This window comes from Flavobacterium enshiense, from assembly GCF_040750275.1.
In the GTDB taxonomy this organism is placed as follows: Bacteria; Bacteroidota; Bacteroidia; order Flavobacteriales; family Flavobacteriaceae; genus Flavobacterium; species Flavobacterium enshiense_B.
Genome location: NZ_JBDOCV010000004.1, coordinates 207,668 through 228,890, shown reverse-complemented (window position 1 = coordinate 228,890; position 21,223 = coordinate 207,668). Strand labels below are relative to the sequence as shown.

Genomic DNA, 21,223 nt, shown 5'->3' with positions numbered 1-21,223 from the left:
GTTTGTTAATTCTTTCAAAAGTAGAAATTTTTAATAGGGATAGATGGTTTTTCAAATTGCAGTATCTTCAGATTCAATTATCTTTGCACCTTCAAAATCGAATTTCAGAATTTAAAATATGATTACAATAAACGACATCGCGGTAGAATTTGGCGGAACGACTTTGTTCAGCGACATCACTTTTGCCATTAATGAAAATGATAAAATCGCCTTAATGGGAAAGAATGGTGCCGGGAAATCGACACTTTTAAAAATCGTAGCTGGTGAAAACAAGCCAACCCGTGGAGGGATTTCTGCGCCAAGCGATGCGGTTATTGCTTATTTGCCACAGCATTTGCTAACTGCAGATGATTGTACGGTAATGGAAGAAACTTCCAAAGCTTTCGCGGATGTGTTGAACATGAAGAAAGAAATCGACGAAATCAACGAGCAATTAACCATTCGTACCGATTACGAAAGCGACGACTACATGAAGTTGATTGAACGCGTTTCCGAACTTTCCGAGAAATACTATTCGATTGAAGAAGTGAATTACGAAGCGGAGGTAGAAAAAGTACTGAAAGGTTTAGGTTTTGAAAGAGAAGATTTCAATCGTTCCACATCGGAGTTTTCCGGTGGTTGGAGAATGCGAATCGAATTGGCGAAAATCTTATTGAAAAAGCCGGATTTGATTCTTTTAGATGAGCCGACAAACCACTTGGATATGGAAAGTATTCAGTGGTTGGAGGATTTTTTAATCAATCAGGCGAAAGCGGTAATGGTGATTTCCCACGATCGTACGTTTGTCGACAATATTACCAACCGTACCATTGAAGTGACGATGGGAAGAATCTACGATTACAAAGCAAAATATTCCGAATATTTGGTGTTGCGCCAAGACCGTAGAATCCACCAGCAGAAAGCCTATGATGAGCAACAGAAATTTATAGCCGATAATCAAGCCTTTATCGAACGTTTCAGAGGAACTTTTTCAAAAACGGAACAAGTACAATCCCGTGTGCGAATGTTGGAAAAATTAGTGTTGGTTGAGGTGGATGAAGTCGATACATCCGCTTTGAAATTAAAATTCCCGCCATCACCACGTTCGGGACAATATCCAGTAGTTGTAGAAGAATTGTCTAAATCGTATGGTGATCATGTCGTATTTAACAATGCCAGTATGGTAATCGAGCGCGGTCAGAAAGTTGCATTCGTTGGGAAAAACGGAGAAGGTAAATCAACCATGATTAAAGCCATCATGAAAGAAATTGATCATGACGGTGGAAAACTGGAAATCGGACATAACGTTCAGGTGGGTTATTTTGCTCAGAATCAGGCAGCTTTATTAGATGGTGATTTGTCAATTTTTGATACGATCGATCAGATTGCTGTGGGTGATGTTCGCACGAAAATCAAAGATTTGTTAGGTGCATTCATGTTCAAAGGTGATGATATTCAAAAGAAAGTAAAAGTACTATCCGGAGGTGAAAAAACCCGTTTAGCCATGATTAAACTGCTGTTGGAACCAGTAAACGTTCTAATTCTGGATGAGCCGACAAACCATTTGGATATGAAAACCAAAGACATCATCAAAGACGCTTTACGAGATTTCGACGGAACTTTAATCTTAGTTTCTCACGACCGTGATTTCTTAGACGGTTTGGCGGAAAAAGTATTCGAGTTTGGCCACAAACGCGTGAAAGAACATTTTGAAGACATCAAAGGTTTCTTAGCGCACAAGAAAATGGAAAGTTTGAAAGAAATTGAGAAATAAGCCTTGCTAAAAGATTATAAAAAAGCTCCTAAAAAGGAGCTTTTTAGTTTTTAGTACTCAAGCTGTAATTAATCAGGTGTTTATAAAATTGCGGGAAATGCCAACTTTTTGTCTCTAAATCTTTATTGTTAGCAACGTTAAGCGTGTCAGCCAATTTTTTTTGGTATTGTGACATTTGAAGATCCTTTAAACGATTGTCGGAAAGATTCAGGTTTTGTGAAATTCCGTTTTGATAGTAAAGTACCTCAATTTTATTAAAAGAGAAATCCAGTTTTTTAAAATTTCGTTTTTCTTTTAGAATAACTCTTTTCGACAGTTTATTGTTGCTGATATTTAAAGTATGAATGCCTTTTGGAAGCTTCTTTTCTTCAAAATTGACAATCTTGTTGTGGGACAAATCTAAATCCAATATGGTGAATTCCGATAAATCCGGTTGGGATTTGAAATTTCGGTTTGACAAGTCCAATTTGTAAATCGTATCGGTTTTAGGTAATTCGTCAATATTGAATGTCGGATAGGTTTTACAACTGAAAAGCGATAGTACAGTTAGAAGAAGAAGTATTTTTCTCATTTTAGTTGGTTGATTTTGTTTTTTTTGCTCTGATTTCATCCATCATTTCCATTTCCTGTTTCGAACTGATACTTATGTTTTGTTTAAAGCGAACGGTTTCACCATAATATTTGGCAGGAATCCATTTGGGCATTAGGTTTACAATTCGGGTGATTTCCTCTTTTACTTCCTCTTTCGGTTTTTTATAGAAAGTAATATTCGACAAGGAACCGTCTTTCTCAACAATAAAAGAAATATTTTCATTCCAATATGAACTGTTTTTGATTTCCCGGATATTGGTTTTAATATATTCCCGCATTGCTGTTTCATTTTCTGAAAACTTCGCTTGGACATGAACGATTGTAAAAACAAATCCGGTATCGATTTTAGGTTGAATGGTTTTTCTGTAAAGTTCCGATTGTTTGAATTCCACTAAAGCTTCCGTTTCGATTTTGGCTTCAATATCACTGCCGAATTTTGCAAACACTTTTTCATCCATAGTTTTACGATAGCATTTCTCATTAGGAAATTGGACACAATCGGAATAAGACAATCGAATATTGTACTTTTCTTTAGCGACTTTTATCATAAAAGGATCGAAATCTTTGTCAATATTTTGTCCTAAGGTTTTCAAAACAAAGTTTCCTTTTTTAAAATCGAGCAAGGCTTTTTTTACTCCGTCTTCACAGGTTGTCTTATGGCTTTGGGCAAAAGAAAAGCCTGTGAAGAAGAAAATTATAAGATGTGAAAATGATAACTTCATGGTTTGTAAATGTATTTTACTTGTTGGTTATGCAGATCAATAGCTGAAAATATAAGCAGCTTCTAAAAAATCATTACTTTTCTCTTTTCTGAATAAAGCAATCGCTTCTTTTAGAAAATTAAATAAAACAGGATGTGAATTTTCATTAGGAGAACGGAGTTGGAGATATGCTTTTGCTGATTTATTTTTAATTGTAAAAGTGACGATATGTCCATCCAATACAATTCGAACCCGTTTTTTATTCTCTAAAACATCCAATGGAGTTTTAAAGATTTGATGAAACGAATTTTGAAAGTCAATGCATTGTGAGTTGTTTATAATTAATGTGTCCTTTTCCAGCGTTGCATATTTACTGATAATTTCACTAAACGTTATTTCGTCAGGTTCTTTAATTCGAAAATCCTTAGGTTCTTTTGAATCATGATTTTTTATTATTTTTTTGTACTGTTTGTCGTTGCTCATTGTGTCGGAGATACTGTCTAACAATCTGGCTTCAATCATCATTTGATTTTCGAACTCCATAATTTTAATGCTAAAACCTTTTGAACGCATAAAGGAATAACTTTGAATGGTGATTTCTCTTTGTTGACAGAATCCTCTTGAAAGAGAGAAGAGAAAAAGTAACAGAAAAAGTCTTTTCATCAAGATCTAATTTACCGCCTCCACCAATCGGATAAATTCAGCTTTGTATCCTTCTGAATCTTCAGATTTTCCTTGCAAAGCTAATGCTTTTATTTCGGATGATGCCTTTTTGGTTACCAGTTTAGAATCTCTCAGTTTCAATCCGAACCAGGCTACAGCAGCACTGAATTTTAAGTCGTTAGAGGCCGAATTGATAGTTCCGGACAGATTTTCAATCACCTGAACCATTTCGGTACTTTTATCGCCATCCGGTTTTTTGTAGCGGAATTTTACCGTAGCCAATTCGCCGGAATATTTGTCCGTATTGGTAGCTACTTTGCTGTATTTCAATTCGGCAGTTTCTTTGTTGAACTCGCTTTTTACGCCCGTTGGAATGATTTCATACAAAGCGGTTACGGTGTGTCCGCTGCCTAATTCTCCGGCATCTATGGCATCGTTTTCGAAATCTTCGGCGTTTAGTTTTCGGTTTTCATAACCAATCAAACGGTAGCTTTGTACGTGTTTCGGATTGAATTCGATCTGGATTTTCACATCTTTGGCAATAGCATATAAATTACCTTTGAATTCTTTTCCTAAAAAACGATTTGCTTCCTGAATGGTATCTATGTATGCGTAGTTTCCGTTGCCTTTATCGGCTAAAATTTCCATTTTGCTGTCTTTGTAGTTGCCCATGCCGTAGCCTAAACAAGTCAAGAAAACACCGGATTTTCTTTTTTCTTCGATAAGCGTTTCCATATCCTTATCCGAAGACGCGCCCACATTGAAATCGCCATCGGTTGCTAAAACCACGCGGTTGTTTCCGTCTTTGATGAAATGTTCCTGAGCCGTTTTGTAAGCCAATTCGATTCCGGCGCCACCTGCCGTACTTCCACCTGCTTCTAAATTATCCAGTGCATTAATGATGGTCTGTTTTTCTGCGCCGCTGGTAGGAGGCAAGACCAATCCGGCTGCTCCGGCATACACCACCATGGCTACTTTGTCTTCTTTGCGCAATTGGTTGACCAATACTTTCATGGATTCTTTCAATAACGGCAATCTGTTTTGAGAGTTCATCGAACCTGAAACATCGATCAGAAATACAAGGTTGGAGGGCGGTAAAGCATCGGTTGGGATGTTTTTTCCCTGCAATCCGATTTTTAACAGTTTGTGATTTTCATTCCAAGGACAGTCGCTGTATTCGGTATTGATGGAAAACGGATGTTTATTCTCCGGCTGCGGATAATTGTATTTGAAAAAGTTGATCATTTCTTCCACGCGAACCGCATCTTTAGGTACTTTCTGCCCATTGTTGATGAAACGTCGGATGTTAGTATAGGACGCATTGTCCACATCGATGGAAAAAGTCGATAACGCCTCATTTTTAGGATTGGTAAACGGATTTTCCACGAAAGAATCGTAATCTTCCTCGTTTGGTATAACTATCGGAACAACCGTTTGTTGTCCTTTTTTATCCGTTTTCAATAATTTATCCAATTCCTTCTGATCTTTTCGGGATAAGTTGGAGAAGGTTTTTACAACGATAACGCCGTTTACACCCTGTTCACCATATAAAGCGGCACCTTGCGCTCCTTTTAGCACATTTGTCGATTCGATATTTTCGGGTTTAAGCTTTCGAAGTGTTTCCGCAGTTACAATCTGGTTGTTGACAACAATTAAAGCTTTGTTATCATGATTAACCGAACGGTTGCCGCGAAGTACAATTTTTGTATCCTTTGAACCGTTGGTTATCTGTACGCCGGATACTTTTCCGGCAAGGCTTTGTGTTACATTCGGATTGGCTTTATGCGTTAGATATTGGGTTTTAACCACTCGATTGGATGATGTAGTGGCATTTCGTTTTGATTTTATTCCAAGTGCTGTAACCATTATATTTTCCAAATGCATCGATTCTCCAGCCATGGTTACGTTGATGATGTTGGAAGCTCCAACTGTAATCGATTGTTCTTTCATTCCGATAAAGGAAAACACCAAAATTTCTCCGGTTTTAGCTTTGATACTGTAATTACCGTCTATATCGGTTTGAGTGGCACGAGTAGTTTTTTTCACTACTACTGAAACACCCGGAAGCGGTAATCCTCCTTCAATAACTTTACCTGTAATGGTTTTTTCCTGTCCGAACGCTAGGAAATTGATAAGCATAGCAATGCCTAATGAAAATGTTTTAATTTTTTCCATGATACTGATTTTTTATGTGAAACGTAGGTATGCTAGTTTTCTGTTCTCTTGAAGTACGTCTTAAAACTTTCGGTTTTGAGAGTGATTTGGATGACTCCATTTCTTGCTCTGCTGCCGTATTTCTCAGTTGCTTCCCTTCCATGGAATGCCAGAACTTCTCTAATGTACTTCGGTTTTAAAGAGGCATAATTGGCAGTCGGATTCGGTCCGAAGAGTTTTTTTTCCGTATAAGATTTGCCGTTTATAATATATAAAGGATTATTTAAAACTACAGTTGATTCAATGTTTTTGTCTTTAATATTGTTGAATGAACTGTATTTAAAGTAATCCATTTCTCCTGCGGTTTTGCCGTTAATGTAAACTAAGGGTTTTTCGTCTTGATGTAATGGTTTTGGTGTAGTGAGCTGCTTGTTTTCAGATAAATTGCTAACTGTTTTTTCTTGTGCGAAGGTTAGGAAACTTATAAGCATAGCGATGCCTAATGAAAATGTTTTAATTTTTTTCATGATATTGAGTTTTTAAGTTAAAATGGATATGCTATTTTTTCCTTTCGAAAAGTTTGGCCGGTTTTCCGTTTTTGGTGGCGATGATCACGACGCCTTTTTTGCCTTTGTCTCCGTAAATGTCAGTGGCTTTTTTCCCTTGAAGTACGGAAACAGTTTCAATTTCCTGTTTGTCCAAAGGTGCGTAAGGACTGGTCGGATTCGGGCCAAAGAGTTGTTGCTCGGTATAATAAGTTCCGTTTATGATGTACAACGGATCGTCCAAAACCACAACCGATTCGACATCTTCACCATTTAAATTGTACTCTTTTCCGGTTACAGCTTTCCCGTTAACCACTACTAATGGTTTATCTTTTTGTTGTACGGATTTAGCAGTTGTAGTGGAAAAGTCCTGATCTGTTCGAAAGGTTGTGCCAGTCGAATTCTGCTTAGGAACCACTGAAATAGTTTCCGGACGCGGTTTCAGCAATTTACCGGTTTTGTCTTTTTCTATGATGGTTTCACTCATTATGGGAGCTTCCGTAGGCGTTACTTCCGATATTTTTTCTCTCGGAACGTAAGTGCTGACAACAGTTTCGGTTTGTTTTCTAACCTGATCGTTAATAAGTTGTTCCGTTTCCGGTTTTAGTTCAGGATGAAGTGCTACTGCTTCTTTATTCTCCTCTTTTAAAGGTGTTTTAACAACCGAATCTTGTACTACGATGTTTTTTTCTTGCGTGCCGATTGCATTATTCCATTTAAAAAACAGATACACAGTTGTAACAGTTAACAGCACCGAAGCGGCCACTGCAATTTTTTTCCAGCGGCTGTTTTCCTTTTTCAGGAGTTTCTGGTCGAGTTTGCTTTCCACGCGGTTCCAAACCTTGTCCATTGCGGGAAAGTCTTGGAATTCTGCGTTTTCGGCAGCCTTTTTTATTTGATGATATAATTTTTCCTGTTCCATGATTAACGAGCTTGTTGGTAATAAAGACGGTTGACTAACTCCTTTAATTTGGTTTTAGCCACATTCAGTTGTGATTTGGACGTGCCTTCGGAAATGTTCAGCATTTCGGCAATTTCTTTATGTCCGTAGCCTTCAATGACAAACAGATTAAAAATCGCCTGACAGCCTTCCGGAAGTTGTTGCACCAAATTGAGCAAATCTTCTTCTTCCAATTGTGTTGCTGCAGCGCTTTCCGGATGATGCGAAAGTTTGGTGTCTTCCAGATACAAATTAAAGTTCACATTGCGTTTTAACTGATAAAGGCAATGGTTCACGGTAATTTTTCTGGCCCAGGCTTCAAATGCTCCCAATTCCTTCAACTGATCCATTTTGGTGAAGATGGTGTAGAAAGCATCGGCCAACACTTCCTCGATTTCTTCCTCCTTTTTAAGATACCGCTTGCAGGTACGATACAGCTTGGGTGCCAACATTTCATACACCTGACGCTGGGCATCACGGTGCATTTTTTTACAGGCGGTTAGTATTTTTTCGTCGATCACAATATGGTCTTTATAAGTAAAGAGAACTTAAAAAGGAAAAAGGTTGGAGCAGGGATAAAATTTTTTTAAAAAAAATTACTTTCTTAGGATTAACTGAAAAACAGAAGCCTTCAATTCTTCGGTGTCGTTGTCTTCGCATAATAAGAAAGTAAGCTCATTGTCGGTTTCTTTATAAAGCGACAAACCTTCGAATTTATGGGTATCGGTAATTTTTTTGGTGAATTCAATTTTCATGGTTTGGGTATCAATGCTTCCGATAAGGCTTCCCAAAACTTCACCGTCGTTATAGGTGGAATTGGTGTTTTCAGCGGTTGCCAGAAAGTAAATTTTGTCGCCAATTAAAACGGCATCGGTAAAACTGGCGCGAATACCTTTCAGTTTAGGAAGTTTGTATTCGTTGGTGATGATGTTGAATTCTTCCATTAGGTTTTTGCCCTGAACAGTAAAGACTATATTTTTCCCTTTAGCGCCATTTCCTCTATTAAAGAAAAACCACTCGTTTTGGTTGCGAACGACGCCCTCGATGTTTAAATCGCCTTCGGGAAGTTCGGCAAAACTCTGCATGGATAAATATAAATCGCTTAAATCAGTAGTTGCTGTTACCGCTTTTGTTTGCGCATCCAACTCAATCATTTTGTTGCGTTCTTCGGTGGAACCGGAGCCGAAAACATAGATTTTGCCTTCAAATTCCGTAACAGCTTCAAAATCCGGTTTTTCTTTTTTGGCGATGTTTTCCGATGGGTTTTCCGTTAGCGGATGACGGTTGAGTGCTTTGTTTTCGATAGTGTATTCGTACAGATAACTGCTGTTGTCGCCAACAACCAATAACTGATTGTTTTTATAAATAAGGCCGGAAGCCGAACCGATGCCGATAATCTGAAAAAGAATCTCCAAGGTGAATTTGTGCATGATGTTGTATTCTGGGTTTAGCCCCGATAGCAGCGGCATCCTTTTTTTGCTGTCATAAGTGGCAAAAAAAGATACAGCGGATAGCGGGAATTAGCTTCTAAAAATACTTATATTTACTAATATAAAGCGAATGATTATGGCAATATTTAATCCTGAGAATTTTAAAATAACCGTGCCTTTTCAAATCAATGATTTTCCAACGGTAGTACAGACGCATTTGGATGATGATGAAAAGGAGGAGAAATTAGATAAGGTTCAGGCGAAATTGAGCGAATTGCAAGATGTAATGTACGCCCATAATCGCTACGGTGTCTTGATTTGTCTGCAAGGGATGGATACTTCCGGAAAAGACAGCCTAATTCGGGAGGTTTTCAAAGAATTCAATCCGCGTGGGGTAGTGGTGCACAGTTTTAAAACTCCGAATTCTACAGAGCTGGAACATGATTATTTATGGCGTCATTACCTGGCGTTGCCGGAGAAAGGAAAGTTTGCGGTTTTCAACAGAACGCATTATGAAAATGTGCTGGTTACGCGTGTACATCCGGAATATATTTTGAATGAAAACTTGCCGGGAATTGAAAAAGTAGAAGATATCAAGCCTGAATTTTGGGAGAATCGCTTTGAACAGATTAACAATTTTGAAAAACATATTACCCAAAGCGGAACAATTGTGCTGAAATTCTATTTCCATATGAGCAAAGAAGAACAGCGCAAACGATTATTACGCCGTTTGGAAGAAGAAGAGCATCATTGGAAGTTCTCACCTGGCGATTTGAAAGAGCGCGACCGTTGGGAGGATTATATGAAGTATTATGAAGAAGCCATCAATAAAACTTCAAAGCCGCATGCGCCTTGGTATGTTATTCCGGCCGATGATAAGGAAATGGCGCGGTACATGGTAGCGAAAATCATCTGGGAGGAAATGCAGCAATATACCGACATTAAAGAACCCGAGTTGGATGCGAAAGTAAAAGCAGATTTTGAAACCTATCGCAAACAATTGAGTAAATAGAAAAAACGCCTTCCGATAAAGAAGGCTTTTTTTTATAATTTGTAGCCATACGCCAAGCGTAAAGAAATTTGTCCCGTATTGTAATCGTTATAGTTTTCGTAGCGCAAACTTACATCGATGTGTTTGGTGGCGACTCCGATTCCCGGTGCCCACAGAAACGAGTTACCCAATTCTTTTTGGATCCCAAAGGCGCCACCGGCTTCGCCCAATACGTAAAACTGATTGCCTAAAAAAGCTTTGAAACCTAATTTGGCAGGAATGAAACCGGTATCATCATCTGTACTAAACAAATGCGTATACCCGGTGGTGGCAGCTATGGACGTTTTTGTGGTGAAATCGTACTGCAGTCGGGCGTCGGCTCCTAAACTGAATTTGTACGATTCTTTGGTGGGAATTCCGCCGTTAAGTCCGTAACCCAAACGCCAGTGATGTAAATATTCCGGTTTTGCTTTGGTTTCCGTTGTTTCCTGAGCTGAAATAGTAGTAGAAAGGAGCATTGCGGTTGCGGTCAATGTCAGGCCTAAAATTTTTTTAGCTGTTCTCATAAAAATTAGATTAAGGGTATTAATTCCTTATGAAAACTGCTCTGATGCGTTTTTGTTTTGCTGAAAAAGATAAACTTCTGTTAAAAAATCTTAAAATTTCTTAATAATGAATTCTAAATTTTTGATTTTTAAATAGTTATGTTTTTGTTGATTTTGGCTAAATTTTCACCATTCCGCATAATTTCCGAAAATCTACTTCTTACCTTTGTCCAAAATTAAGTACAATGCGTTGGTCCACCTATACAAAAGAATTCTCGGCAAATATGAAACTGGCTTATCCCATTATTTTGGGAATGTTGGGGCATACACTGGTGAGTATTGTTGATAATATCATGGTGGGAAAATTAGGGCCAACCGAATTAGCCGCGGCTTCTTTGGCAAACAGTTTTGTGTTTATCGCCATGTCGGTTGGGTTAGGATTTTCCACAGCAATCACGCCTTTGGTGGCTGAGGCAGATGGAGAGAAGAATGTCGATAAAGAACGCACGATTTTTCATCACGGATTGATTTTGTGTACCCTTTTAGGAATCAGTTTATTTTTGATTATTTATTTCTCAAAACCCTTGATTGGTTTGATGGGACAGCCTGATGATGTAGTTAGAATGGCGAAACCTTTTCTGGACATTGTGGCTTTTTCGCTGATCCCTTTGATTATTTTTCAGGGTTACAAACAGTTTGCGGATGGTAAATCGGAGACGAAAGTGGCGATGTGGGCGAATTTGTTGTGCAATGTAGTACACTTTTTCCTGAACGTGGTGTTGATTTACGGTTTGTGGTTCTTCCCGAAATTAGGCATGCTGGGCGCGGCTTACGGAACCGTGATTTCCCGTTTCGTAATGCTGATTTACATCCACTATTCCCTAATTCATAAAGAACGTTTTAAAACCTATTTTGAAGGCTTTTCGTTTAAAGAATTACAGAAAGATATCGTAAAGAAGATTGTAAACTTAGGCTTACCTTCTTCGATGCAGATGTTCTTTGAAGTAGCCTTGTTTACCGGAGCGATTTGGCTTTCCGGAAGGTTGGGAACTGAGGCACAGGCGGCCAATCAGATTGCGTTGAGTTTGGCGACGTTTACCTTTATGTTTGTTTCCGGATTGGGCGTTGCGGGAATGGTTCGCGTTGGAAATTACAAAGGAACTCAGGATTTCAAAATGTTGCAAACGGTTGCCCGTTCGTTATTTTTGCTGGCGATCATCATTCAGGGAATTTTTGCCTTTATTTTCGTAGTGTTGCATCCGTATTTGCCGGAATTGTTCATGAATGCAGACAAAGCACACACCATTGCCGATACAGCCGAAGTAATTTCCATAGCCGCACACTTAATTATCATCGCTGCCATTTTTCAGATTTCGGATGGTATTCAGGTGGTGGTTTTAGGTGCTTTACGCGGCTTGCAGGATGTAAAAATACCTATGTATATTACCTTTATTGCGTATTGGATAATCGGCTTTCCAATTTCAATTTACCTAGGATTGTATACCGATTTGAAAGCCATTGGCATCTGGATCGGATTACTGGCCGGATTATCAGCCGCCGCAATATTTTTGTATCTTCGTTTCAACCATTTGACGAATAAGTTAATCGTTGAAAACCATTCATAACTCATAATTTATAACTAAAAGATATATGGAATTACCAAAATTCGTATTAGCAGACAACACCGATTTTCCGGACGATATTTTCATCATTCACCTAGAATTCCCTCGTTTTTTAATCAATCTGAAAGACGATTCAGTTGAATTTTTAGAAGACATTGACGAAGAAGACGAACACGAAATGGAATCCGAAATGGAGCATTTGATTACCTTGGCAGGCGAGTTTTACGATCGTGAAATGGAGCGTTACGAAGACTAATTAGTTTTCAGTCACCGTCGTATTTTTTTTAGGGTTTACCTCGATAATTTTCAGATTGTGCAGTAAATAATTCCGATGCCAATTGCCATAGAAAAAGGTGAAATTAATTGGAAATACAGCGGTTTTAAAATGTCGGCACATTTTAAGGAATAGTTGTGATGGAGTTGTCTCGGAATTATGCATAGCACCAAGGAAGAGACAAGGATAAACCAGCCACAAATTTTAAAAGCTTCTGGGAATTTTGAAAAATCGGAATAAATGATCAATCCCAGCCCGGGAATCATTCTGATGGTTAATTCCGCATAATTAATAAAGTTGGTACTTCCGGCCTTTCTTAGGGTTTGTCTGGCTTTTTCAGGAGCAAAAAGCATCAGAAATCCTGCGGCAATGAAAAAAACGCCAAAGAGAATAACGGTATATTTAGCTGTTGTTATCATATCAAAGATGTAGTTGCGGTCTATTTATGATATTTCTTTAAAAGCATTTGAGCGGCGGCAAACGGTGAGATTTCATTGTTTTGCACCGCTTTTTTATTTTCTTCCAACAATTTTTGAACCTCCGGATGGTTGTAGAAGTTTTGCTTCAATTGTTCGTTGATGGTTTCAATCAGCCAGTATTGGTTTTGTTCCTTGCGTTTTTGCTCGAAGAAATGATTCTCTTGGGTTAAGTCGAAATATTCGGTAATCGTTTGCCATACGTCTGCAATTCCTTCGTTGTGTATGGCACTGCAAGTCGTTACTTTTGGCGACCAGCCTGAGTTTTTCATCGGGAACAAATGTAAAGCTCGGTTGTATTCGGTTTTTGCTAATCTTGCGCGTTTTACGTTGTCACCATCTGCTTTGTTGATTACGATCAAATCCGCCATTTCCATAATTCCGCGTTTGATGCCTTGTAGTTCATCGCCTGCACCGGCCAGATTCAGCAGTAAAAAGAAATCCACCATGCTGTGAACAGCTGTCTCGCTTTGACCGACACCAACGGTTTCAATCAGAATCGTATCAAAACTACAGGCTTCACATAAAATGATGGTTTCACGGGTTTTTCGGGCCACCCCACCTAAACTTTCTCCGGAAGCACTTGGTCGGATGTAGGCATTTGCATCTTTCACCAATTCTTCCATGCGGGTTTTATCGCCTAAAATACTGCCGTGTGAGATGGAACTGCTCGGATCAACCGCTAAAACGGCTACCTTTTTTCCAATCGAAGTCAAATACTTTCCGAAAGCCTCAATAAAGGTTGATTTTCCAACACCCGGAACTCCGGTTATCCCAACACGTACCGATTTATTGGCATGAGGCAAACAACCTTTGATGATTTCAGTTGCTTTTTCCAGATGTTTTTCACTAGTACTTTCCACTAGCGTAATGGCGCGGCTTAAAGCAGTAATGTCACCTTTTAGGATTTTGGCAATTAATTCTTCGGCGGACGGTTGTGCTCTTCGGAAATTCTGGATTTGCGCCACAGAAGCAGCACTAATGATTTCCGGTTGCTCGATACCGTCATTTTCTTTTAAAGCCGAAGGATGTGATTTTCGTAGTGCCACGGTGCTGAATTATGCAGTAAAAATAAAGAAAAAGTGCACAACATTCAACAGTTATGGAACATTGTGCACTTTTCACATTATGAAATCAGAATTAATAGGCGGCTGTAAAACGTACTTGGTGATGTTTTGGATTTTCGGTTTCATCGGCAATCACTACCGCTAAATCTTCAACGGATAGTATGCTTCTGTTGTTCGCATCGAAAACCGGGTTGTCTAAACCTAAGCGATAGTTTCCGGTTCTTCCTGTGGTAATGCCTTGATGCATTTCAAAAGCAGGACTGAAAAATGCCCAATCCAAGTCTTTTTCTTCTTTGATAATGTTTAGATAATCTCTGGCTGCCGAAGCACCTGCATGATATTCTTTAGGGAAATCAGGAGTGTCGACCGCTTGTACATTTGGAGCTACGAACAAACTTCCGGCTCCGCCAATGGTGATAAAACGTTTTACACCCGATTTTTTCACCGCTTCCTGAATCGATTTCGATCCGGCTATAAAATCATCATAAATGTTTGGGTTCGTCCATCCGGAATTGTACGCACTGATTACCACATCATTTCCTTTTAAAGTTTCGGCTAATTCATCCGCATTAAAAACATCGGCTTTTACCCAATTGGTTTTGTCGTCCGATTTCGGATTTCTCGCAATGGCAGTGATTTCATGATTGCGGTTCGAAATTTCGTTTAAGATTGTAGAACCTACAAAACCTGTGGCTCCAATAATAGCTACCTTCATAGTATAAAATTTAATTGTTATAAAAAATGTTACAGTTTAATATAAAAAAATAGATTAGAATTTTTCGACAAAATCAGCTAGCGTGACCTTTTGCAATTGTTGGCTAATGGTTTGATTTAGGTTGGCATACAAATCATCGAGGTTATGGTTGATTTTCTTTCCGACTGGGCATTCCGGATTCGGTTCATTTTTGGAAAACCCTAAACTCGCTTTGTCAAAAGTAATTTTGAAAACATCTTCCAATGTCACTTTATCGGCTGAAGTCAAAAGTCTAACGCCGCCGTTTTTTCCTTCTTTGCTTTCCACTAAGTTATGTTTTTTTAGGTTGGCGATTTCTTTACGCACCAACACCGGATGAATGTTTAAGCTACCCGCAATATAATCCGAAGCCATAAATTCGGTAGGGAATTTGGCTAACAAGGTTAAAATGTGGGTCGTAATGGCAAACTTACCGGAAATCATAACTGTAATAAAATATATTGCAAATATAAGACAGATTTTAATAACACAAACTAAAATTTCGTTAAAAAATGAAAATCGCTTAAAAATAGGGCAGTTCCTCGTAATATTGTAGTACAGAATCATAGTATGGATAACATTATACTCATTTTTGTCTGTATGCTTTTGGGTTTTGCCCTAAAAAGAACGACAGCTTTTCCACCGTTAAGCTACAAGGTGCTTAATCAGTTTGTGATTTATATTTCACTACCGGCGGTGGCGTTGTATTATATCCCGAAACTGGAAATCAGTTCTAAATTGTTGTTTCCTTTGGGGATAGCCTGGCTAGGATTTGCCCTTTCCTATGCTTTTTTCTCAGTTTTTGGAAAAATTTTCGGTTGGTCTAAAAGGTTAACGGGCTGTTTGATCATTGTGGCCGGATTAGGGAATACTTCTTTTGTAGGCTTTCCCGTTATTGAAGCCGTTTATGGCAAAGAAGGTTTGGAAACAGCGGTAATCGTCGATCAGCCGGGTTCCTTCGTAGTCGTTTCAACCTTAGCGGTTTTAGTAGCTACAACCTACTCCCGTGGCACAACAAGTTCACTGGAAATCTTTAAGAAAATTGCTTTTTTTCCGCCTTTTGTAGCCTTTACCATCGCTTGTTTTTTGAATGTCGCACAAATTGATTTCCCCGAAACACTGCAATCGGTTTTCCAGCGTTTGGGAAGCACGGTAACCCCAATTGCCTTAGTTGCTGTTGGGATGCAATTGGAGTTCGACAGCAAGAGCAAGCATTGGAAATTCTTAACATTGGGACTTTTTTTTAAACTTTTTGTTACACCTGCCTTTTTCTACCTGTTGTACATTTTTCTTTTAAATGGAGAAGGTTTGGAAGTACAAGTGTCTGTGCTTGAAGCTGCGATGGCGCCCATGATTACCGGAGCGATAGTAGCCGCAAGTTACGGTTTGAAGCCTAAACTGGCCAACATGATGATTGGTTTTGGAATTCCCTTATCTTTTTTAACATTGGTGTTTTGGTATTTTGTACTCAAGTTTGTTTAGAAGTTTTACAATTTATTTGGAGCTAATCCCGCTATCCGTTTTATCTTTTTTTGCCATTTGTTAAAGCAAAAAAAGGATGCCACTCCTATCGGGGCTAGGCCCAGAACTTTATAGAAAATTTGATTTATCCATCCCGTTTTGTTTGCTAACTTTGTTTAAAATTCAAACCTTATGTCCATTACTCCCGAAATAGTACAACAATTGGAATCGATCGTAGGTGCTTCGTATGTTTTTACAGACGAAGAAACCCGTAAACACTACGGTCATGACGAAACAGAAGACTATGTGTTTCCACCATCCGTAGTAGTAAAACCTGCATCGGCTCAGGAAATTTCGGAAATCGTAAAATTGGCCAATACCCATAAAATCCCGGCAGTTCCCATTGGTGGAAGAACCGGTTTGAGTGGTGGTGCGTTGAGTATTCATCAGGGTATCGGTTTGTCAACAGATCGTTTAAATAAAATCCTTGAAATTGATGAGAGAAACTTGCAGGTAATTACGGAACCCGCATTAATCACACAGGTTTTGCAGGAAACACTATTGGAAAAAGGCTTGTTTTATCCTGTAGATCCAAGCAGTCGTGGCAGTTGTTTTATCGGCGGAAATGTAGCGGAGAATGCCGGTGGTGCGCGAGCGGTAAAATACGGCGTGACTAAAGATTATGTCTTGAATCTGGAAGTGGTTTTGCCCACCGGAGAAATCATCTGGACTGGGGCCAATACCTTGAAAAATTCAACAGGGTACAATCTTACCCAATTAATGGTAGGAAGCGAAGGAACGTTGGGTATCATTACCAAAATTGTTTTAAAATTACTTCCGAAAAACTCTCATAACGTTTTAATGTTAGTGCCGTTTTACAAAGCGGAACAAGCCTGTGAAGCAGTTTCGGCAATCTTCAGAGCAGGAGTGGTGCCAAGTGCTTTGGAATTCATGGAGCGTGAAGCCATCGATTGGGCCATCAAATACATCGACGGGGTGAATGTGGACATTAAGGATGAAATCCAAGCCCATTTGCTAATCGAAGTCGATGGGAATTATCCCGATGTTTTACTGCTCGAAGCCGAAAAGATAATGGGTGTTGTAGAACAATTCGAAATCGATGAAATCCTTTTTGCCGATACCGAAGATCAGAAAAACGCGTTATGGCGCATGCGTCGTGGTGTTGCAGAAGCGGTGAAATCCAATTCCGTTTATAAAGAAGAAGATACGGTCGTGCCACGTTATGAATTACCAACCTTATTGAAAGGAATAAAATCAATCGGTGATAGATACGGTTTCAAATCGGTGTGTTATGGTCATGCCGGCGACGGAAACCTGCACGTAAACATCATCAAAGCGGATATGACCGATGAGAACTGGAAAACCGAAGTCCCGAAAGGTATCCGTGAAATTTTCGAGCTTACAGTCTCGTTAAAAGGAACACTTTCTGGGGAACACGGCATCGGCTACGTGCAAAAGAATTTTATGGATATCGCTTTTAGTGATAGTCAATTAAACTTGATGAAGAACATCAAAAAAGTATTTGATCCCAACAACATCTTAAACCCGGGCAAAATTTTTCCGGATGCTCTAAATTATTAGCAGTTTACCGCAAACGCTCAATTATTGTATTCCAGTTGGCTTGGTCAAACGGAGCTTTGTGACCGCCTCCTTCAAGGCTTATAAATTCTTTGTCGGGTGATGTAACGTTGTTGTATACACTTACTCCCATTGCATAGGGCAGTGTTTCATCATCTTTAGCATGCATGATGATTACTTTGCCTTTGTAGCTTTTTATTTTGTCATTATTGGACAAATCTGAGAGATAGTCCGGCATTTTCAGCTTAATAAAAGGTCGCAGTACAATTCCAATTCCACGGGTTTGTCTTTTCTTAATAACCGCTACAGTTTCTTTGGCATTTGAAATCGGGGCCAGTAATATCAGTTCCGGAATTTTATTGTCAGCGGAAAGATACGTGGCCGAAACTGTTCCGAGGGAATAACCAATAGCAACGTTTATTTTGCCTTGTTTCTTTTGGACGAAATTTAAAAAATGCTGATTGTCAGAGAAAACAGTTTTAAAGGAAGGTTCTCCCTCACTTTTGCCATAACCTCTGTAATTCAGTACGTAAATTTTTGTTTGTGTTGCCCGGGCAAGTTTTTCCAAATCATCAAAAACCCTTAAAATTGTTGAGCCATTGCCTAAGAAAAAGAATCCGGACTTTTTATAATTTTCCGGAACAAATTCAAAATATTCCAACGTTATGGAATCATTAGGTTTGAAAAAATCCCGGTTTACTGTAATTGTTTCATTCTTAATGATTTCTTTTTTATCGGTTTTAACCAAATCGTGAAGGATATTGTACAATTGTTTTTTATCCTCTTCGGAAATATCAGATCGGTCAATATACTTTTCATACAATTCATAATTGTATTTGGAATCCCGAAAGGCATTCTTTTCCTGAATCTCAATTGTTTTACAGGAGACAAAAAGAATCGTTAAGCCCAATACTATGATTTTGTTCATTGCATTTACGATTTTTAGTGTGGAAGATACGTGTTATAAAAATAAGAAATTTTCTATAAACAATCTTCTTTGTTTTAAGGAAACTTTTAAAAAGTATGTTATTGTCTTTTGTTTTTTAGGATTACCTTTGCATCGTGAAAAAAGCCATTGTAATTGTAGTATTCCTTTTTGTCCTTAAACCAATACTTCCGGTTTTGGAATACATTTTAAATTACGATTACATTGTAAAAGAACTCTGTGAAAATAAGAAAAAGCCTGAATTGAGCTGTAATGGTAAATGTCACTTGATGAAGGAGTTGGCTAAGGCTTCCGAAAATGAAACTCCAGTTTCCTCCGATAAAAAAACGGTTCATCACGAATTTGAAGTTTTGTTTTTCCAGAGCAATAACTATGAAAATTTAGCCTTTTCAGATTTAGGGGCTGATTCTAAAGGTAGCTCCCTTTATTCCAATTTATACTTTTTTGAAAATTCCGATCCGGTTTTTCATCCTCCAACGGTTTGACTATTGTTTTGATTTTTTAATTCTGCTGTGCCTACAGTGGAAAATATGCTTTTGATTTTTATCGAAGCGAAATTTGTATTACAATAATTGAACTGACACATGAAAAAACTATTCCTTGCCTTATTGGTAGTAGGACAACTTGTATATGGGCAAAACCCAGCACCCCCCGATTCCTTAAAATCCAATCAGCTTGACGATGTAGTGGTTACTGCGAGCAGAAGTATTGCTTCTAAAAAAGAAGTCCCGGTTGCCATTTACAAAATATCTCAAAAAGCAATTAACGAAACCAAAGCTATTGCGGTCTACGAAATTATAAACAAAACGCCCGGAGTGCTGATGGTGAACCTGGGGAACGAACAACACGCTATGGCTATTCGTCAGCCAATGAACACAAATGCGTATTATCTGTATTTGGAAGATGGCTTACCTATTCGTCCTATGGGGGTTTTTAACCACAATGCATTATTGGAAATCAATCAGTTTAACCTGCAAAATATTGAAGTGGTAAAAGGCCCGGTTTCTTCACTCTATGGTCCTGAAGCGGTTGGCGGTGCTGTCAATCTCATTTCACTGAAACCTTCCCTAAACCCGGAAATGAAAATTGGAGTTCAGGCAGACCATTGGGGGTATAAACGTTTGCAAGCTTCAGGAAGTGCGACTTTCAGTAAATTTGGATTTCATATTGCTGGTTTATCGAGTTCACAGCGTGATTCGTGGATGACTTTTTCGGATTACAATAAGGACAATATTAACGGGAGGTTTGATTATAATTTCAATTCGAAAACCCGTTTGGTTGCCACTTTGTTTTATGGGGAATATTTTTCTGATATGACCGGAACAGTTAACGAAAACGATTTTTACAATCGCACGTATAAAAGCACTACCAACTTTACATATAGAAAATCAGATGCTTTGCGCAGTAAGATCAGTTTTGAAAAGGACTGGAACGATAATGCTTCTTCTTTGCTGACTGCTTTTATCCGTAATAACAAATTAGGGCAAAATCCTTCCTATGGGATTCGTTGGACGCAGGGACAGACAACAGCGAGAGGGGAAATCAATTCCAATGCGTTTAAAAGTTATGGGGTATTGTTACAACACAATCAAAAGATACAGTTTTTGAAATCCGTATTGGTAGCAGGAGTCCTTTTTGATTATTCACCGGTTGCTTACAAGGCGTATCAGATTGATTTAAAAGCAAACCTGAATCCCAGTGGACAAACTGTAAGCAACTATGAATTTGTAGCGGAAAGACCGGATATAAAACTTTCAGATTATGAGGCGGATATTTATAATAAAGGCGCATTTGCACAGCTGAATTTTAAGCCTTTCGAAGATGTTACGGTAACCTTTGGCGGACGATACGATAACATGGGATTTGATTACAACAATCATATCGATAAATCTAACGGAGATAAAACGTATGAGCAGTTTACGTTTAGATATGGAATAAATTATAATCCGTTTGATTTTATCGGGTTTTATGGAAATTATTCCCAAGGTTTTGCACCACCGGGATTAACTTCTGTTTTTCGGGCAAAGTCGGGAACAGGAGGGAGCACAGGAGTCCCTGCCGATTTTTATTATAATCTGAAACCGGCCGAATTTGATAATTATGAAGTAGGAGGATGGTTCAGTTTTTTGCATAAGAAATTGAATGTTGGGTATTCCCTGTATTATATGGAAGGACAAAACGAATTGTTAAACATTCGACAGCCCGATAATGCTACAGATTATCAGTCGGCCGGCAAGACTTTACATAAAGGGATTGAGTTTTCGGTGAATTATTGTCCCAGTGAGCAATTTATAATCAGGGTTGGCGGCACAGCGACACAACATAAGTTCATTGATTTCAAGATTTCCGATAAACCAACCGATCCGATTAAAAATCTGAATGGCTTTGAAATGCCGTCAGCTCCGAAATGGCTGGGGAACTCTGAGGTGTCATATTATCCGAAATGGTTGCCAAATTTCAGAACTTCAGTCGAATGGCAATTGGTGTCCGGTTGGTATCAGGATCAGATCAACACGGCTAAATATGACGGGTACAATATTTTTAATGTCCGTTTGGGATACCAATGGAAAGGATTGGAATGCTATGCCAACATTATAAATCTAACCGATAAACTTTATGCCTATAATGTTACGAAAGGCAATACATTGAGCTCGGTTTCAGCTTATACGGCAGCAGCTCCGCGAACTTTTGTTTTTGGGTTGCAATATGCACTTTCATTGAGAAAATAATAA

General features: G+C 38.7%; 22 protein-coding genes. 8 read left to right on the top strand and 14 right to left on the bottom strand.

Annotated elements, in window-relative coordinates; genetic code table 11:
• Positions 1 to 118: 118 nt before the first annotated feature.
• Positions 119 to 1,753: an ABC-F family ATP-binding cassette domain-containing protein gene (locus ABGT15_RS07650; protein ID WP_367230839.1), complete on the top strand. Its 1,635-nt coding sequence runs from the start codon at positions 119 to 121 to the stop codon at positions 1,751 to 1,753.
• A gap of 43 nt (positions 1,754 to 1,796) precedes the next feature.
• Here the strand turns inward: ABGT15_RS07650 and ABGT15_RS07645 are convergent, their stop codons facing one another.
• The 8 genes from ABGT15_RS07645 to ABGT15_RS07610 all read right to left on the bottom strand — a co-directional run bounded on the left by ABGT15_RS07645 (position 1,797) and on the right by ABGT15_RS07610 (position 8,816).
• Positions 1,797 to 2,324 carry a hypothetical protein gene (locus ABGT15_RS07645; RefSeq protein ID WP_367230838.1) on the bottom strand — a complete coding sequence of 176 codons (528 nt, stop codon included), beginning with the start codon at positions 2,322 to 2,324 and terminating at the stop codon, positions 1,797 to 1,799.
• Between the two features lies 1 nt (position 2,325).
• Positions 2,326 to 3,066: a hypothetical protein gene (locus tag ABGT15_RS07640; protein WP_367230837.1), complete on the bottom strand. Its 741-nt coding sequence runs from the start codon at positions 3,064 to 3,066 to the stop codon at positions 2,326 to 2,328.
• A 36-nt stretch (positions 3,067 to 3,102) separates the two neighbouring features.
• Positions 3,103 to 3,708 (bottom strand): hypothetical protein, encoded by a 606-nt coding sequence (locus ABGT15_RS07635; RefSeq protein WP_367230836.1) that lies wholly within the window; start codon positions 3,706 to 3,708, stop codon positions 3,103 to 3,105.
• 6 nt (positions 3,709 to 3,714) lie between these two features.
• Complete coding sequence (locus ABGT15_RS07630; RefSeq protein ID WP_367230835.1) at positions 3,715 to 5,883, bottom strand: YfbK domain-containing protein; 2,169 nt, start codon at positions 5,881 to 5,883, stop codon at positions 3,715 to 3,717.
• 32 nt (positions 5,884 to 5,915) lie between these two features.
• A complete protein-coding gene (locus ABGT15_RS07625; protein ID WP_367230834.1) occupies positions 5,916 to 6,389 on the bottom strand; it encodes a hypothetical protein in 474 nt (157 codons plus the stop codon).
• Between the two features lie 31 nt (positions 6,390 to 6,420).
• Positions 6,421 to 7,329 carry a hypothetical protein gene (locus tag ABGT15_RS07620; RefSeq protein ID WP_367230833.1) on the bottom strand — a complete coding sequence of 303 codons (909 nt, stop codon included), beginning with the start codon at positions 7,327 to 7,329 and terminating at the stop codon, positions 6,421 to 6,423.
• Between the two features lie 2 nt (positions 7,330 to 7,331).
• Positions 7,332 to 7,832, bottom strand: coding sequence for an RNA polymerase sigma factor (locus tag ABGT15_RS07615; RefSeq protein ID WP_367231104.1), 501 nt, complete (start codon positions 7,830 to 7,832; stop codon positions 7,332 to 7,334).
• Between the two features lie 111 nt (positions 7,833 to 7,943).
• Positions 7,944 to 8,816 (bottom strand): DUF6929 family protein, encoded by an 873-nt coding sequence (locus tag ABGT15_RS07610; RefSeq protein WP_367230832.1) that lies wholly within the window; start codon positions 8,814 to 8,816, stop codon positions 7,944 to 7,946.
• Between the two features lie 97 nt (positions 8,817 to 8,913).
• Between ABGT15_RS07610 and ABGT15_RS07605 the strand changes: the two genes are divergently transcribed.
• Positions 8,914 to 9,789, top strand: coding sequence for a PPK2 family polyphosphate kinase (locus ABGT15_RS07605; protein WP_367230831.1), 876 nt, complete (start codon positions 8,914 to 8,916; stop codon positions 9,787 to 9,789).
• Between the two features lie 32 nt (positions 9,790 to 9,821).
• Here ABGT15_RS07605 and ABGT15_RS07600 read toward each other — a convergent pair whose 3' ends face one another.
• Complete coding sequence (locus ABGT15_RS07600) at positions 9,822 to 10,334, bottom strand: hypothetical protein (protein WP_367230830.1); 513 nt, start codon at positions 10,332 to 10,334, stop codon at positions 9,822 to 9,824.
• A 224-nt stretch (positions 10,335 to 10,558) separates the two neighbouring features.
• On the opposite strand from ABGT15_RS07600, the gene ABGT15_RS07595 reads away from it, so the two are divergent.
• Positions 10,559 to 11,938, top strand: coding sequence for an MATE family efflux transporter (locus tag ABGT15_RS07595; protein WP_367230829.1), 1,380 nt, complete (start codon positions 10,559 to 10,561; stop codon positions 11,936 to 11,938).
• Positions 11,939 to 11,963: 25 nt separating this feature from the next.
• Positions 11,964 to 12,191: a hypothetical protein gene (locus tag ABGT15_RS07590; RefSeq protein WP_367230828.1), complete on the top strand. Its 228-nt coding sequence runs from the start codon at positions 11,964 to 11,966 to the stop codon at positions 12,189 to 12,191.
• Between the two features lie 50 nt (positions 12,192 to 12,241).
• Here ABGT15_RS07590 and ABGT15_RS07585 read toward each other — a convergent pair whose 3' ends face one another.
• The 4 genes from ABGT15_RS07585 to ABGT15_RS07570 all read right to left on the bottom strand — a co-directional run bounded on the left by ABGT15_RS07585 (position 12,242) and on the right by ABGT15_RS07570 (position 14,929).
• The gene (locus ABGT15_RS07585) at positions 12,242 to 12,628 is read right to left on the bottom strand and encodes a hypothetical protein (RefSeq protein WP_367230827.1); all 387 of its coding nucleotides are present in this window, start codon (positions 12,626 to 12,628) and stop codon (positions 12,242 to 12,244) included.
• Positions 12,629 to 12,648: 20 nt separating this feature from the next.
• Positions 12,649 to 13,734 carry a methylmalonyl Co-A mutase-associated GTPase MeaB gene (meaB, locus tag ABGT15_RS07580; protein ID WP_367230826.1) on the bottom strand — a complete coding sequence of 362 codons (1,086 nt, stop codon included), beginning with the start codon at positions 13,732 to 13,734 and terminating at the stop codon, positions 12,649 to 12,651.
• 91 nt (positions 13,735 to 13,825) lie between these two features.
• Complete coding sequence (locus ABGT15_RS07575; RefSeq protein ID WP_367230825.1) at positions 13,826 to 14,467, bottom strand: NAD(P)-dependent oxidoreductase; 642 nt, start codon at positions 14,465 to 14,467, stop codon at positions 13,826 to 13,828.
• Positions 14,468 to 14,521: 54 nt separating this feature from the next.
• On the bottom strand, positions 14,522 to 14,929 hold the full coding sequence (locus ABGT15_RS07570; protein WP_367230824.1) for an Rrf2 family transcriptional regulator: 408 nt from the start codon (positions 14,927 to 14,929) through the stop codon (positions 14,522 to 14,524).
• A gap of 126 nt (positions 14,930 to 15,055) precedes the next feature.
• Here ABGT15_RS07570 and ABGT15_RS07565 point away from each other — a divergent pair, with 126 nt between their 5' ends.
• Both ABGT15_RS07565 and ABGT15_RS07560 read left to right on the top strand, forming a co-directional pair.
• Positions 15,056 to 15,967 (top strand): AEC family transporter, encoded by a 912-nt coding sequence (locus ABGT15_RS07565; RefSeq protein WP_367230823.1) that lies wholly within the window; start codon positions 15,056 to 15,058, stop codon positions 15,965 to 15,967.
• 171 nt (positions 15,968 to 16,138) lie between these two features.
• Positions 16,139 to 17,548 carry an FAD-binding oxidoreductase gene (locus ABGT15_RS07560; protein ID WP_367230822.1) on the top strand — a complete coding sequence of 470 codons (1,410 nt, stop codon included), beginning with the start codon at positions 16,139 to 16,141 and terminating at the stop codon, positions 17,546 to 17,548.
• A 4-nt stretch (positions 17,549 to 17,552) separates the two neighbouring features.
• Here ABGT15_RS07560 and ABGT15_RS07555 read toward each other — a convergent pair whose 3' ends face one another.
• Positions 17,553 to 18,473: an alpha/beta hydrolase gene (locus tag ABGT15_RS07555; protein WP_367230821.1), complete on the bottom strand. Its 921-nt coding sequence runs from the start codon at positions 18,471 to 18,473 to the stop codon at positions 17,553 to 17,555.
• A gap of 134 nt (positions 18,474 to 18,607) precedes the next feature.
• On the opposite strand from ABGT15_RS07555, the gene ABGT15_RS07550 reads away from it, so the two are divergent.
• Both ABGT15_RS07550 and ABGT15_RS07545 read left to right on the top strand, forming a co-directional pair.
• Positions 18,608 to 18,976: a hypothetical protein gene (locus ABGT15_RS07550; RefSeq protein ID WP_367230820.1), complete on the top strand. Its 369-nt coding sequence runs from the start codon at positions 18,608 to 18,610 to the stop codon at positions 18,974 to 18,976.
• Positions 18,977 to 19,075: 99 nt separating this feature from the next.
• Positions 19,076 to 21,220, top strand: coding sequence for a TonB-dependent receptor (locus ABGT15_RS07545; protein WP_367230819.1), 2,145 nt, complete (start codon positions 19,076 to 19,078; stop codon positions 21,218 to 21,220).
• Positions 21,221 to 21,223 lie beyond the last annotated feature (3 nt).

What these genes read in the sequence shown, in the direction of transcription:
- ABGT15_RS07585 (WP_367230827.1), bottom strand. Translation starts at nt 12,628, where the DNA reads ATGATAACAACAGCTAAATATACCGTTATTCTCTTTGGCGTTTTTTTC.
- ABGT15_RS07605 (WP_367230831.1), top strand. Translation starts at nt 8,914, where the DNA reads ATGGCAATATTTAATCCTGAGAATTTTAAAATAACCGTGCCTTTTCAA.
- ABGT15_RS07625 (WP_367230834.1), bottom strand. Translation starts at nt 6,389, where the DNA reads ATGAAAAAAATTAAAACATTTTCATTAGGCATCGCTATGCTTATAAGT.
- ABGT15_RS07545 (WP_367230819.1), top strand. Translation starts at nt 19,076, where the DNA reads ATGAAAAAACTATTCCTTGCCTTATTGGTAGTAGGACAACTTGTATAT.
- ABGT15_RS07620 (WP_367230833.1), bottom strand. Translation starts at nt 7,329, where the DNA reads ATGGAACAGGAAAAATTATATCATCAAATAAAAAAGGCTGCCGAAAAC.
- ABGT15_RS07630 (WP_367230835.1), bottom strand. Translation starts at nt 5,883, where the DNA reads ATGGAAAAAATTAAAACATTTTCATTAGGCATTGCTATGCTTATCAAT.
- ABGT15_RS07575 (WP_367230825.1), bottom strand. Translation starts at nt 14,467, where the DNA reads ATGAAGGTAGCTATTATTGGAGCCACAGGTTTTGTAGGTTCTACAATC.
- ABGT15_RS07570 (WP_367230824.1), bottom strand. Translation starts at nt 14,929, where the DNA reads ATGATTTCCGGTAAGTTTGCCATTACGACCCACATTTTAACCTTGTTA.
- ABGT15_RS07600 (WP_367230830.1), bottom strand. Translation starts at nt 10,334, where the DNA reads ATGAGAACAGCTAAAAAAATTTTAGGCCTGACATTGACCGCAACCGCA.
- ABGT15_RS07595 (WP_367230829.1), top strand. Translation starts at nt 10,559, where the DNA reads ATGCGTTGGTCCACCTATACAAAAGAATTCTCGGCAAATATGAAACTG.
- ABGT15_RS07565 (WP_367230823.1), top strand. Translation starts at nt 15,056, where the DNA reads ATGGATAACATTATACTCATTTTTGTCTGTATGCTTTTGGGTTTTGCC.
- ABGT15_RS07615 (WP_367231104.1), bottom strand. Translation starts at nt 7,832, where the DNA reads ATGCACCGTGATGCCCAGCGTCAGGTGTATGAAATGTTGGCACCCAAG.
- ABGT15_RS07635 (WP_367230836.1), bottom strand. Translation starts at nt 3,708, where the DNA reads ATGAAAAGACTTTTTCTGTTACTTTTTCTCTTCTCTCTTTCAAGAGGA.
- ABGT15_RS07560 (WP_367230822.1), top strand. Translation starts at nt 16,139, where the DNA reads ATGTCCATTACTCCCGAAATAGTACAACAATTGGAATCGATCGTAGGT.
- ABGT15_RS07640 (WP_367230837.1), bottom strand. Translation starts at nt 3,066, where the DNA reads ATGAAGTTATCATTTTCACATCTTATAATTTTCTTCTTCACAGGCTTT.
- ABGT15_RS07555 (WP_367230821.1), bottom strand. Translation starts at nt 18,473, where the DNA reads ATGAACAAAATCATAGTATTGGGCTTAACGATTCTTTTTGTCTCCTGT.
- ABGT15_RS07650 (WP_367230839.1), top strand. Translation starts at nt 119, where the DNA reads ATGATTACAATAAACGACATCGCGGTAGAATTTGGCGGAACGACTTTG.
- ABGT15_RS07645 (WP_367230838.1), bottom strand. Translation starts at nt 2,324, where the DNA reads ATGAGAAAAATACTTCTTCTTCTAACTGTACTATCGCTTTTCAGTTGT.
- ABGT15_RS07610 (WP_367230832.1), bottom strand. Translation starts at nt 8,816, where the DNA reads ATGCCGCTGCTATCGGGGCTAAACCCAGAATACAACATCATGCACAAA.
- ABGT15_RS07590 (WP_367230828.1), top strand. Translation starts at nt 11,964, where the DNA reads ATGGAATTACCAAAATTCGTATTAGCAGACAACACCGATTTTCCGGAC.